Here is a 13724-nt window from a genome sequence, read left to right on the forward strand (position 1 = left end):
AAGATTTTAATCCATACGGGGATTAATTCAGTTAACAAGCGAGTAAACATGCGAAATCATAACTTCATAGTAGGAGTGTGAGATATGAAAAAAACAATATTGGCTTGTATGATGATAATGTTGATGCTAGCATCGGCTTGTGGAAATGTTGAAAAGACATCCAATCCCAATACTTCTAGTGAGCCTAAACCTGAAACTCAGGAGGCTATTATTCAAAAAAACACATCCGATTATTGTACGGTAGACCGTATAAGCTTGGATAGTGAAACTGAAAAATATTTCTATGGAACTTGGAAAGTTGAGAAGCTTTTAGGATTTGCAAATTCATATAATGATGCTTCTGAATATCCAACAGGGCAAAAATTTATTGGAGATAAAATTATAATCGAAAAAGACTTTTTTTCATCAAAAGGACTTAAAAAGTATAAGAAATATCAATATGAACTAAAAAATCCATTATATCAGATTACGGCGACATGCTATAACTCTGACTCTTTTTATAGATATTATAAAATAGATATCCCAGACTTACATATAAATGATGAAATAAAGGCAATAGATATAAGTGACTCTTCTACAAAAATGAGCATACCTGTAAGTTTAAGCTTTTTAGCTGTTAATAACGATAGGCTTATCTTGTTATCAGAGGCAACTATTTTTGAGCTTAAAAAAATTATTGATTAACTGATTAAATGAATTAAGTTTATGTAATAAGTTCTGTGCTAATTTTTAAACAAGAAAAGGTCAGCCTCTTTAGGTTGACCTTTTCTTGTTTATGTCGTAAACGAGTAAAATGCAGTGTATTAACTGGATATTTGCGAGTAAAACCCGTGCCTTTACTAATTTTGAATAATTATCGTTTTCTTCTTTTGATCCGTATGGATAAGGGTTTGAGAAAACTAATAATTATCCCTTATTCGCCAATTCACCTTCTTAAATGTAACAATATGGGTTATCATATACGTAGTTCAGGCACTAGTAGATAGAATTTGTTGTATGTTAGAAATGCAAAAAAAAATTAGATATTATATGAATTCAATGACATGATTACGAGGTGATTCAATGAGAAAAAACATAGCAATAATCATACTAATGGTTGGATTGATAATAAGCATGTACTTCAACTATCAATTCAAAGCGTACAAAGACAATCAAGAAGTTGATTACACGGTTAAACTGAATCATGGAACTCAAATTGGTATAAAAGAATCAATCTACAATTTAGATAATGTGATAAAAAGCTTAGAGGACAATTCTTCGAAGGAAACAGTCATACACGCATTAGGAAATGTGGCATTATCTTTGAAAGTGGGTGAAGAATCATTCGTCTTTCTGAAATCCGACTTCCGGGAAGATCAATTATCTTCAACCTATTTAATCTATAATGTGTTTAGAGATATGTATACGCATATAAGAGTAGAAATTATAGGCGAAATATTATTGAATAAGATATCGCTAGAAAAAGAATCGAGAAATCAACTGATTAAGGATATAGGAGTTCTTAAGCAAGATTTGGAGTATATTGATAGTCAATTTAACGAGGATATTCTGAAAGAACAAAGTCCTAAGTGGATTGAAAATAAATGGAAAGAGTTAATTGGAGAGATTGTAAATAGAAATACGGATTATAAGTTATATGAAAGAATTAAAATGAAATACAACTTATAAGTAGTTTTTGGAAGTTAATTGATATCTAGATAACAACATATCTACGCCGTTGCTTTCGCTTCTTGGTCTGTTGAGGATATTGGAAGAAGTGGAGGCGGTAGGTAACCCCTGCACTACCTTACCGCATCGCGGCAAGTTGCTGCAATCTTTGAGGTAGTGAGGGTTCATAGATATAACAGCGTTACATGAAGGTGAAGCAGCATCACAGACGTTACGTGCAATTGAATTAAAGGAGTTAAAGTAGGTGAGTTCAGTAGTAGAGAGGAAATTCAAAAGTCATTTTTTTTATATTGTTCTACTGTCAGTTCCATTTGTAGTATTAGAGAGTTTGCTTTTATTAATATATCCTAACACCGGATTAGGAAGAATCATAAGCTTGCCCATAACCTTTATGATGAATGGTATGATTATTCTGATCTCTTCTGGTTTAGTTTATTATTTGCTTAAATACACCGGATTTAGAGTCGTTGGACGAGTTATTGTAGGGTTAATGATATGTTTAACTCTTATCGTAACAATATGTTTATACCCGCAGGATTCATCCAAACATATTTCAGAAATTATAGTAGAAGATATTAAAAATTTCTGGATTAAATGAGGATTTCACTTGGTATATATTTTCTGATTAAACAATATTTTTTGGAGTGTTTCAGGTGGAATGAGACATCACATAACAAAAGTTTCGCGCTACGAGCATACGCCCTTGATTGTATGAAATAGATACAGTAGAAGCATAACTTACCCACACAGGTTTTATCCTAAGATAAGAGCTATCTAAAATGAAGCCAGTCGCGAATCTTTGAATGTTAGGCGAAATCCATACATCAATTCTTAAAGAGGTGAAACTCCTGAAAGACAAAACCGAAGTAATGGCTTATTTTAGTTTGTTTGGAGATGAATTCGATCCGAATTATGTAACTTCAATACTTAAAATTGAACCTACGAATACGGCTTATAAAGGCGATATAATTAACAAAAGGCATCGAATAAAAGAAACATCATGGACATTAGGTACAGAGTATGAAGAATCATTAGATGTAAATCACCAATTAACAAAAGTAGTTGATCTATTAAAAAATAAAGTGAAAGAAATCAATTCGATTCGGATTGAACATCGATTATTTACGAAATTTTTCATTGTAATAAGAATTGAAGAGGGGAAAACTCCTGCTCTTTATTTGAATTCTGATTTTATTGAATTTGTTAATATGATTCATGCTGAAATTGATGTTGATTTGTATGCCAATCCATATAATGAAGAATTGGAATAAGAAATAAAGTTAGTAAGACACGCTTTGAAGAATGGACATCAGATAACATTGTATTCACCCTGCGGGCATTCGCCCTGGATCAGGCAAGAGCCAGACATTTAGCATACGTTGGATCGTGAATACAGGAACATTATATGAAATCCTCAAGAAGTAGAAAAACCGTAAAGGAAGTGAGAAAGATTGATTGATAGCCAGGATAAAGTACATAATCTCCAGTGAAAATATAGTTATACCTGGTCTTAATTAAATCTTAAGCAAAAGACTTTATTTGATTTAGAGGGAAGCGGTAATTCTGAGAATATTTTTGAAGTCAATCTACTTGTTATCTGCTGTAGGAGTCGGCGTTGGATGTTTTTATTCATTCATATTTTTTATCTTTAATATTGGCGATGGTTTCATTAGTAATGATAATAAGCCTGCCGCTTTCGGGGTTGCTGCTTTGGCAGTAGTAGGAACAATCGTTTTTTTACTGCTTGGCAGACTCATTTACAATTCCAACTCCTATATTGGCCCAAGTGTTGGAATCATTGTTGTTACCGCTATTCTGACTTTACCAGTTGTCGATGTGGCTAATAATGTGATTGGTACTTATCAAACACACCGCGTTAAGCCTTATGTAGAAAGTTATATGAATGACTTAAAAACAGGTTTTGTTGAAAGAATAGCACCATTGGAATTTGATTATAACGAAAGCAAGACGGAAACTCTACGTTACTGGAGTGATAATGGACATGATATTTGGATTAAATTAAGAAAGAAAAATGAAACACTAACATCAGAGGATTTAAATAACGTAATTAATGCCTTACCTTCAGCTAAGTATAAAGTAAGAGTATTCATATATTATAAGAGCTTTAAAGAGTATCCAAACGATCAGTATTCTATTGATTTTACGGTTCGAAATAGCCCAACTGTTCCACCATATTGTAATTCAGATGACTTTGAACATAATCTATGTGATTTTGTAATAGGAAAATAAATCTAAAGGAGTTCCTGAATTGAAGAATCAAAAGCATGCAATGATTTTAATATTTCTTTTAATGATACTAGCCCTAAGTGGTTGCATTTCATACAGTGTGAAGACGGATAAAATTGTTGAGGACGGGTTGATAATAAACTCAAGTTCATTTGGACTGGGAGAGAGCGAAGAAGATGCAGGCATTACAGTGGTAACATACAATTTCACTCTTCGAAATAGAACCAATAAATCAATAATGCTAAAAACAGTTGAGCCAATCATAAGTAAGGATATTCAGAATCAATTAATCGATAGAGACATTAAATTAAACATAAATGAGAAAATTGATGGTAATAGTTCGGAAGCAGTGGCGGGTACTTTTAGATTAGATACAAAAGGGCTTGGTAAAGAAGGAATAATTAAGTTAAACATTAATGTTAAAGAATTTAATATAGCAATTGAACAAGTCATAGGAATGAATGAAGTGAATGAAGTGAATGAAGTAAATAACTAATTTCAGATAACTCCAAGAAAACATATCTAACAAAGAGGTGTATCTTTATGGAAAGAAAAAAAGAGGAAAACAATCAGATGGGTGTAATTCCAGAGCACCATAGCCCTGTACGACATATCCTTAATGAAGCAAACGGACTACACAACAATCAATTTATAGATAGTTTTAAGAAAGCTGCAGATACTCCAGATGCATATGTAATTATGGAAGGTGATGATGGAGGACAAATCTACTTGTCTTGCCCTATGAAACTAGTCAATTGCAGTGAGGAGACATTACATACTCTATTAAAAGATTTAGATACCATTGCATGGGACTGTAATGAGGGAGAAGGCCAAGGACTATTTTACGAAAAACTCTTTCCTGGTGATGGGATTAGTGGAGGTATGGGGGGAGGAGATGTTGAGGAAGGACTATGGATTCATGAAGAATTTATTGATTTACAATTATATGATGAAATTCATGAAGTCATATTAGGCAATAAAGAAAGAATAACAAAGTAATAAAATGAATGAATCATAAGGCCCATCAACATCGGATAACAAAGTGTTCATGTGGATGGGCAAACTGTTGAAGTACTGCATACAGAGAAAAAGGAATATGTGAGGTTAGCTATGGGCGTAAGAAAAAAATATAAACGTAAAATCGTTCGATCCAATCGATTATTTTATTGGTATGTTGAACCGGATATTGACGATGAAGGAATAATCAAATTACATATCGTTTCTGAGGATAAGAAGTTAATCGTCACTTATGAAGTGGGACAACACAGTGTTAAGAACAAACCTCCACATATAGTCATCATCGGAGAAGAATTCGAAGGCTGGACAACAGAATATATAGGATACAGAAGAGTACTCACACCGAAATGGAGCGATGAGATCATCACGCCAAAGTTGATAGGAGAAATGATTGATTGGTGCCTCTTGAAAGACAAAGAGATAAACATCGTAAATTGGAAAGGTGAAATTCTCCGACCTCCCTCCTGATTGAGTGTGATTGTATTTGAAAATAATTTAGAGTCAGGTGGATTCTTTTGAAAACGGATACGTGAAAAAAGAGAATGTAATTAACATTTAATATAAAATTAGGAATATAATGCTGTAATTTTATTAAAATACAAAGTGTAACAAATATAATATTAACTGATTCTTATTCAAATAAACACCATTCTTATCTAGTGAAGAGTAGCCTTCATCTTTATCTTTATTCACTCAGATTCCTATACTTTATGAGGAGGGTGAGATATCGATTCAAAAAAAATGTTGTTTTTGAATTCTAAATTTTTCGAAAAATTCATCTTCGCAAATGTAACTATTTGGGTTATTATGTATGTAACCTGAATTGGCAATTTCCAGAGTTACTAGCTACATATCCAGACGTCGTAGTCTACTTTCTTAAATATTTATAAATTCTGATATTTTGAATATGGATACGTTAAGTAATACGTATTGATACTTTCTTCTAAAAGAGAGTGCATCAATTATTAATTTAGTATTGGAGGGCCATATGCCTAAAACAAATCTTGATGCTTTAATATCTCGTGAGGATTTCGAAGTAAAGGACAGTTCCTCTTACGTTGCACAAACCACACAAACTATTCAAATAAGAGATTTAGAGAAAGAAGCTTTTTTTTATAACGTACTTAGAAAGCCAGATTTTCAACGTGAAACATCTGAGTGGTCTCCTGAAAAAACATGTGATTTTATTGAAAGTTTCCTTAACGGAGATCTAATTCCAGCAATTATTCTATGGAATTCAGGGGCTTATACCTTTGTAATAGATGGTGCTCATCGGTTAAGTGCATTGATTTCATGGGTGAATGATGATTACGGTGATGGTTTTATATCTAAATCTTTTTTTGAACAAGCTATTGATAAAGAACAATTAAAAAAAGCAGAGCAAACTAGAAGAGCAGTCAAAAGACGTATTGGATCGTATTTAGATCATAAGCAAGTAATAAAAAATCCAATCAAAGCAGATACTACTATGCTAGAAAGAGCACAAAGGTTAGCAACTTTGGCACTTCAGTTACAGTGGGTTAAAGGGGATTCAAAAATAGCAGAAGCATCATTTTTTAAAATTAATCAGAAAGCATCTCCAATTGATAAAACTGAATTGACGCTTTTACAATCAAGAAATAAACCAAATGCCTTAGCTGCTCGAGCTATTATTCGTGCTGGAACAGGACATAAATATTGGGCGAAATTTGATGAGCAAGTGCAGGAGCAGATCAAAGAAGCAGCAAAGGAAATTAATAATACATTATTTGACCCAGAATATAAAACGCCAATCAAAACCTTAGATTTACCTATTGCAGGACAAGGATATTCATCTCAAACATTATCTCTAATTTTTGATTTGGTTAATATATCAAATAATGTGAAGTCCGAACTTAGTGATGATCTTGATGGTCATGATACGGTAAAGTATATAAATAATACAAAAAAAATAATTAATAGATTAACAAGTAGTCATCCTGGGTCATTGGGTCTCCATCCAGTAGTCTATTTCTATAGCTTGAATGGTAGATATCAACCGACAGCATTTTTAGCAACAATAGAATTAATTAAAGAATTGGATAAAAGAAACGAATTTATAAATTTTACTAACTGTAGAGCAGAGTTTGAAAAAATCCTATTAAACAATAAAGATTTTGTGAATCAATTCAATTATAAATACGGCAGTGGATTAAAAGGTTATAAGCGACTTACTGAATTGTATTTGTTTCTTATAGATAATATATCAAAAGGTAAAAAGGAAATTGAAATTAGACAACTGATTACTAAATCATCATTATTTTCTTTTTTGAAGTTTGAAATTGAAAATCCAGACTATGAAACCACAGCAAAAGACTTTTCTACAGATACAAAATCTTCGGCATTCATTGCTGAAGCATTAAAGAATCCATTGTTGTGTCCAATCTGCAATGGTTTGATCCATGTTAACTCAATTTCTGTCGATCACAAAATTAGGAAGCAAGATGGTGGAGTTGCAACATTAAGTAATGCTCAAATTACTCATTTATATTGTAATACTACCTATAAAAATTAAATATTTTGGCGGATTATCTCAATTGGCTTGACTATCCGTCAAAATAATTTAAAGAGGACTGAAATGATGACAAATTTTTTTTAGAAAGGAACAAAGAATTGATAAAAGTAATTTCAAAATACATTACTAAGGATATTGTAAAAAAAGAACTTAATAAAAACACAGATCTTTCATACGATAAGGAATTATTACAGCACTACAGAAGTTTCAGTGAGGAAAAGCTTAAAATAACGCAGGGAAATTATAAAGCTACCATTGAATTATATAAAAACACTCAATATTTAGGAATTATTTTTTCATTTATTTTTTCAATGGCTACCACTCTAATGAAGTCAGTAATAGATAGTAATAACTCCACCGGGCTTTCATTTGTTCTCTTATACTGTGTTCCTTTATTCGCAGCTCTTGTTTTTTTTATTTATATATCTTTTAAACTACTTACTAGAAATATGCTTTTAGGGCTAGTTGAAATTGCACTTGAAGAGAAAACTACAAAAAAAGCATTTAACCTCAGATCTAAAAAGCAAGCTTAGAAAGGTTTGCTATGCTGTTGGTTTGAGGAAAGTAGGGAAAAGATGGGGAATTTAAATTAATGATGTTAATGCTTATATTTACAAATCAATCAAGCATATTTTAAGGGAATTATTTTGTGGAAGTTTATCTCTCTCACTTCTGATGCTATTCTTCACCGTAAGACTGTAGAGTTTACATGAGATGCTGGAAGATAAATTATTTCAGTTTACTGCACATGCAATTTGCGAAGAGCAACTATAATGAATATTTAGAGAATGCTTTAACTTGGCATTCTCTTTTTTTATTGGTATTCCTAAAAAACGGACTCCTAATCTTTTAGTACACTCACATTTTTTCAAGGAAGAGAGGTTGCTCATTATAAGCATCACTTTTGAGGTGAGAAGAGAGTTGTGAATAATATTAAAATGTTTAATTTTGCACAAAATGTTAGTGCATCGTAAAAACGATTTAATTAAGTTCTTCCCCAAGTAAATAACCCACAGAAATCTCCAACGCCTTCGCTATCATCACCACTTCATAGTCTTGGACAAGACGATATTGACCTTCTAGACGCGAAAGACTTGTCTGACTGATATCCAAACCCAATGTTTGCAGTCTGGCAAGGAATTCTCGTTGTTTGATTCCTTTACTTTTACGAATAGCTACGACTCGGGAGCCGATTATGTTTTTGTCGCCAGGTGGTTCTTGTCTATGCTTCATTATGTACACCCCTCATTTCAACAAAATTGTATGAGAAATAATGGTTGTTTTAATGCGTATATCGAATTAAAATAAAATAAACCGATAATCGCATTAAAATTGACTGCTCACGTCTAGTCTTAACAAGACATGGCGCAGTTTAGACCCATCAGAGAGGTGGATGTATGAGCCGGTTGCTTGACTTATTGGAAGAGGAACGGCGCAAGCTTAATCAGCTTGGTGAGGCATCCTTGAAGCAAGCGATTCCGTTGTGGGAGAACCCTGAGGTTCAGAAACAGAGCCGAAGGGTGGACGAACTGGTGGCACGAGTTAGTGAAATGAGGGCGAAGCATAGTCGAGTGGTACGGTGATGAGCGAGGTACATAATGCGTAGGGGAGGAGAAGCAATGGATTTTCCACCGTGGATGCAACGAGCGATTCAAGCAAGGCTGGATGAGGTGACTGCCCGGATCGAACATGATCCTGAACTGAGTCGAGTACGTGAGGGAACAGACGGAGCGTTTGGAGTTTTGTTTGCAGGTAAGGATGTCGAGCAGACACCTGAATATATCGAGTGGGAGAATCGTTATATTGTCAGCAAAGGCATAGAAAATGAGTGGTTGTATATGCAGGGACTACGAGATGGCATTCAACTCACAGTATCCTTACTGGGTCAGTCGATGCCAGAGGAGACCGATACAGAGGATTGATCCACTAAGGCGAAGCTATAAGTCAGGGGAAGCTGCCTAGATCTTAACTTAAAAACTGGAGCGGAAGCGTGAATCTAGCGCTTCCGCTCCGGTTTTAATGCTCTACTTTTCCAAATTCTAAATTCTAAATTAAGGAAAGGAAGGCGTTAATGATGTGTTAAGCTTTAAAGAAACAAAGGTAAAAGTGAGGTGTGGTTATTATGAAAAAAAGATCTAAATACTTAATCTTACTTTTTATGTTTATTGCGATTATGTTTATTCTGCTTTTTTTGAATACCAATATAAATGAAGCTAATGAGCCAGCGGTTAATGGCAATATCATTCAAGTCAAGAACTTTGATCTGGATGCCAAATCAACGAATTTAAAGACAATGACAGAAGGATCAATATTTGTTGAGGGTGAGAAGGAGCATATTGATCATATTAAAATAGTAGCACATGTAGAGATTGACCCCGCTGACTGGGGTGGTGTTGCATTTTATATCCCTGATCAATGGAGTGTCTCCAGCATCACCAGCAGTTACCCTGAACATCAATCGAAGTTAAAGCCTGCTGAGTATGTATCCACCTGGATGAATTATTCTGATGACTCTTCATGGCGCACGATGATTGAAATTGGGAGAGAACGAAATTACATAGCAAATGGCGGAGGTACTGGAACGATTGTGATCGAATTAAGTCCCGATAAAAAGGGGATGTCCCCCTCTAATTCATTAAAAATTGGTATTGAGGTCGGATCAGAAGAAAAAAATGGGAAAAGAGTTATGGGTACGGATTCTGTTGAAGTTCCTGTATTTTAAAGTGCTGGGTTAACTAGATATAGAAAAACAAACCGAAGCGATGGCAATGCATGCTTCGGCTTGTTTTTCTTTTATTTTGATTCGTGTTACTTCTTCAAATTCTTACTTCGCACTTACCGACTTAAACCAATCATTCACTTCTTGCGTGATCTGATCACCGCCATTGGATTTCCAGTTGGCGACGAATTGGTCAAAGGCATCAACCGGCAGTTGGCCGTAGATGATTTTGTTGAAGGTTTCCATCTCGGACTGGCGGAGCAGGTTCCATTTGGATACCATGGTTGGTGTGGCAGCGCCAGTGAAATAGTTTTGTTTACGAATGTCGATTTGCGACATAACGACTTTACCTGCATACCAGTTTTCCGGTTTACGGAATTCGGCCATTTGTTTCTCGTACGGTGTTTCAGGCTTCTCGCCGTTGGCCAGCTTCACGAGTGTTTTCATGTACAGATCCGGGATACGTGCTGGGCCAGTCAGGAAAGGGAATTCGTTGGAGAAGTCTTTGATCTTCTCTTTGTCACTGGTCGGTTGTCCGTCAATGATATCCCAGTCGTAACCTTTGGCGAAGCCGTATTCATACTCACTGCCCGCAGCCGGGTTAGCCAGGTTATCGAGCAGGTAGTTGTAGTACAGGAAGATGGCTTCTGGATGCTTCGCATCCTTGTTGATCATGATACTTGCGTTGACACCAGAGTTCTGCCACTTCGTACCGATCTTGCCGTCTGGGCCAGCCGGAACAGGGTAAGCTTTATATTTTGATCCAGGTACGTTCTTCAGCAGGTCAGGTGCAGGCCAGTCGGGTACCCAGTTTGCGCCAGGCAGAATGCCCGCTTTGCCAGCGGTCCAGCTCTCAGCGGATTTGCCTTCGTCCCACAGGGCGGAGTCGGCGTGGATATAACCTTTGTTCATCCACTCAGCCAGCTTGGCAAGTGCTTGTTTCGCACCCGGGTTAACGGAGCCGTACTCCAGATTGCCGTTTGCGTCTTTGTTCCATTGTTCCTCGATTGTGCCATATGCACCGAACAACCAGTCGAGCTGCCCCATCCAGGTGTTGGTGTTATTTTTCAGCGAGATCGCCAGCGGGAATACTTTGTCTGGAGACAGACCGTCCGGGTTTTCGTTCTTGAATTTGTCCATGATGTTCTCAAGGTCTGCGATGGTTTTCGGAGCTTCCAGGTTCAGCTTCTCCATCCAGTCCTCGCGGAGCCAGAGCAACGTATCGTCGTTATCGGTGTACTCCATGATCGGCATGTTGTATTTCTTGCCGTCCTTGGTGAACGGATACCACAGCTCAGGATGTGCTGCTGCGTGATCTTTCAGGGTCTGACTCGCGTACTTGTCGAACAACTCATCGATGGCGATGAATTGACCGGAGTCGATCAACTGATTGGTCAATACCGCATTGGTCGGTACGGACACGAAATCAGGCAGCTTCTCGCCAGAGGCGATAGCGAGTTGAAGCTTTTGTCTGTATTGATCGTCATTGGCCGGATACCAGGTATCTTTATGCTTCATACCCAGCGTTTCCAGCATCCAGCGATCGTGTACGTTATTTTCTTTGGTATCCCCTTGAACATATTTCTTCGGCATCAATACCGAACTGAATTCGATGGGTGGGTCGTATTTTCCTTTGGCAAAAGCAGCTTCTGCTTCAGCTGAACCGACGGTCGCCGGTGTATCATCTTTGGTACCATTGTCACTCGCTGTATCGCCACTGCCGCACGCAGTGATCGTGATAAGTGCGATAACCATGAGCAGTGACCACCATGTTTTAAATTTGATCATTGTTCAATCCCCCTACGATGTATGATCTTTACAAGTGTAACTGTACCAATTTGGGTGGGAGGGCATCTATATGAGTTTGTTAGTTTCGATAGGACTCTATTATGCAAATTAATGCTGGTCTCGGTACTCCTGCGGCGTGACGCCGAATTGACGCTTGAACACTTTAATAAAATAAGCCGGGTCCATATAGCCAATCTCCATGCTGATTTCATATACTTTTTTGGTGGTCGTAACCAGCTTGTGGCAGGCCCGATCCATGCGTAGGCGAGAGATATAATCACTGATGCCTTCGCCCGTTTCAATCTTATAGATCTTGGACAAATGGGTTGGATGCAGATTGACATGGTCAGCCAGTACACGCAAAGAAACATCCAGATGCAGGTTTTTATCTGTAAAATCCTGAATCTTCTTCACATATTCTGAACGGATGTCCTTGATCTCGTTGGACGTGCCTTCCTTGAGTTTGCTGAGTACACTAAGCGACCATTTGCGCAGTTTACTGATGGTGGTAAAAGCTTCCCCGCTCTGCAACCACTCGATATCGTCACCCATTAAATTGGCCAAAGTCAGCTTGTTTCGGTGTGCGAGATTGGTGAACGAAGCCGTAATTAAAAAACCAGCCTCCATACAATGCTCCCACGATTCCGACCATTTCTCATCCAGCTCCTCACAGACGGCTAGTATTTTTTCTTCTGCCGCATCCCATTGACCACTCTCTAACAGATGAATGAAAGTGGGTGGGGTATACAGGACATCCAGCGGGCCTTGTGCCGACGGAGTCTCCACGTCGCTGACCCGCATCACGAATTCACGTTCGTCTCCGACGATTTGCCGGAAATAAGCGGAGGCCTGCCGAAAACGATCATATAGCTGATCGGGAAATGCGAACCATTCGGTGATGACGATGGAGAGGGACCCCTTCAGAAACTGCTTAACTTTGGACTGAAGCTGTACGGAAAGCTTCTCCAGTATGGTTTCTTTGCCAATGTCGGTGTTGTTCACTTTCAGTTGAAGCAAAAACACCAGATACCCATGTTCCTCCTTGACGCCCCACACTTCCATAAACTCACCCATAATCTCTTCCGCCATATTGATGACCGCATATTCAAGCAGGGTTTGATCGTTGTTGTCATATTGCCCGAATTCTTCTTCCATACGTACAAGCATTAACGCGCAATCCCCGGCGTGGAAGGGCAGATCGTAATTCGCAAGTTTTCGTGCCCATTCGCTGGAGGCAATGCGATGTCCCTGCAAAGCCTCAAGGAGCAATCGACCCCGCAAATGCGGCAGATTCTCCCGCAGGGTAAACTGGGTTCGTTTCAATGAACTTACGAGTTCCCATTCGGTGTTTAATTGATCGATGGCTTTCTGAACGGCGCCCATCAATTCATCATCTGTCGGTGGTTTAAGCAAGTAATCGACGGCCTCGAACTGGATGGCTTTTTTAGCGTAATCGAATTCGGAATGTCCCGATAAAAGAATACACTTTATTTTTTTGTCACGGACTCTGATCCGTTCAATCAGTTCAATACCTGTCATTTCGGGCATTTGAATATCCGAGATCACTATATCTATAGGGTGCGTATCAATCAGCTGAAGTGCTTCGTGTGCCGAGTATGCTTTGTGCACCTGTTCGATCCCCAGCGTATGCCAGGGTTTGGTCATGGACAGGTTATCTACCCAGTGTGCTTCATCGTCTACGATGATCATTTGCATGTTGTATTGTCTCCCTTGGTGGTTGGTATATAAGGC

General features: G+C 37.5%; 16 protein-coding genes. 13 read left to right on the forward strand and 3 right to left on the reverse strand.

Features of this window, described 5'->3' with window-relative positions:
* The first annotated feature begins 84 nt into the window (after positions 1 to 84).
* The 10 genes from AC3ITG_RS07995 (at position 85) to AC3ITG_RS08040 (ending at position 7998) form a co-directional block, all read left to right on the forward strand.
* Positions 85 to 684, forward strand: coding sequence for a hypothetical protein (locus tag AC3ITG_RS07995; protein ID WP_489253389.1), 600 nt, complete (start codon positions 85 to 87; stop codon positions 682 to 684).
* A gap of 378 nt (positions 685 to 1062) precedes the next feature.
* Positions 1063 to 1668 (forward strand): oxidoreductase, encoded by a 606-nt coding sequence (locus AC3ITG_RS08000; protein WP_489253390.1) that lies wholly within the window; start codon positions 1063 to 1065, stop codon positions 1666 to 1668.
* Between the two features lie 244 nt (positions 1669 to 1912).
* A complete protein-coding gene (locus AC3ITG_RS08005) occupies positions 1913 to 2266 on the forward strand; it encodes a hypothetical protein (RefSeq protein WP_489253391.1) in 354 nt (117 codons plus the stop codon).
* A 205-nt stretch (positions 2267 to 2471) separates the two neighbouring features.
* Entirely contained in the window at positions 2472 to 2939 is a 468-nt protein-coding gene (locus AC3ITG_RS08010) for a DUF4279 domain-containing protein (protein WP_489253392.1), read from the forward strand.
* Positions 2940 to 3243: 304 nt separating this feature from the next.
* Positions 3244 to 3918, forward strand: a complete 675-nt coding sequence (locus AC3ITG_RS08015; RefSeq protein ID WP_489253393.1) for a hypothetical protein — start codon at positions 3244 to 3246, stop codon at positions 3916 to 3918.
* 19 nt (positions 3919 to 3937) lie between these two features.
* On the forward strand, positions 3938 to 4411 hold the full coding sequence (locus AC3ITG_RS08020; RefSeq protein ID WP_489253394.1) for a hypothetical protein: 474 nt from the start codon (positions 3938 to 3940) through the stop codon (positions 4409 to 4411).
* A gap of 47 nt (positions 4412 to 4458) precedes the next feature.
* A complete protein-coding gene (locus AC3ITG_RS08025; protein ID WP_090808350.1) occupies positions 4459 to 4914 on the forward strand; it encodes a hypothetical protein in 456 nt (151 codons plus the stop codon).
* A 111-nt stretch (positions 4915 to 5025) separates the two neighbouring features.
* Positions 5026 to 5400, forward strand: a complete 375-nt coding sequence (locus tag AC3ITG_RS08030; protein WP_489253395.1) for a hypothetical protein — start codon at positions 5026 to 5028, stop codon at positions 5398 to 5400.
* Between the two features lie 520 nt (positions 5401 to 5920).
* Positions 5921 to 7465, forward strand: a complete 1545-nt coding sequence (locus AC3ITG_RS08035; RefSeq protein ID WP_489253396.1) for an HNH endonuclease — start codon at positions 5921 to 5923, stop codon at positions 7463 to 7465.
* Between the two features lie 98 nt (positions 7466 to 7563).
* Entirely contained in the window at positions 7564 to 7998 is a 435-nt protein-coding gene (locus tag AC3ITG_RS08040) for a hypothetical protein (RefSeq protein ID WP_489253397.1), read from the forward strand.
* 448 nt (positions 7999 to 8446) lie between these two features.
* Here AC3ITG_RS08040 and AC3ITG_RS08045 read toward each other — a convergent pair whose 3' ends face one another.
* Positions 8447 to 8698 (reverse strand): helix-turn-helix domain-containing protein, encoded by a 252-nt coding sequence (locus AC3ITG_RS08045; protein WP_489253398.1) that lies wholly within the window; start codon positions 8696 to 8698, stop codon positions 8447 to 8449.
* Between the two features lie 164 nt (positions 8699 to 8862).
* Between AC3ITG_RS08045 and AC3ITG_RS08050 the strand changes: the two genes are divergently transcribed.
* From AC3ITG_RS08050 to AC3ITG_RS08060, 3 genes are all read left to right on the forward strand, one after another.
* Positions 8863 to 9048 carry an aspartyl-phosphate phosphatase Spo0E family protein gene (locus AC3ITG_RS08050; protein WP_489253399.1) on the forward strand — a complete coding sequence of 62 codons (186 nt, stop codon included), beginning with the start codon at positions 8863 to 8865 and terminating at the stop codon, positions 9046 to 9048.
* A 36-nt stretch (positions 9049 to 9084) separates the two neighbouring features.
* The gene (locus AC3ITG_RS08055) at positions 9085 to 9387 is read left to right on the forward strand and encodes a hypothetical protein (protein ID WP_489253400.1); all 303 of its coding nucleotides are present in this window, start codon (positions 9085 to 9087) and stop codon (positions 9385 to 9387) included.
* A gap of 200 nt (positions 9388 to 9587) precedes the next feature.
* A complete protein-coding gene (locus AC3ITG_RS08060; protein ID WP_489253401.1) occupies positions 9588 to 10187 on the forward strand; it encodes a hypothetical protein in 600 nt (199 codons plus the stop codon).
* 102 nt (positions 10188 to 10289) lie between these two features.
* Here the strand turns inward: AC3ITG_RS08060 and AC3ITG_RS08065 are convergent, their stop codons facing one another.
* Positions 10290 to 11972, reverse strand: a complete 1683-nt coding sequence (locus AC3ITG_RS08065; RefSeq protein WP_489253402.1) for a type 2 periplasmic-binding domain-containing protein — start codon at positions 11970 to 11972, stop codon at positions 10290 to 10292.
* A gap of 108 nt (positions 11973 to 12080) precedes the next feature.
* Positions 12081 to 13688, reverse strand: a complete 1608-nt coding sequence (locus tag AC3ITG_RS08070; RefSeq protein WP_489253403.1) for a response regulator transcription factor — start codon at positions 13686 to 13688, stop codon at positions 12081 to 12083.
* Positions 13689 to 13724 lie beyond the last annotated feature (36 nt).

The organism is Paenibacillus sp. GL_099_B (assembly GCF_057835695.1).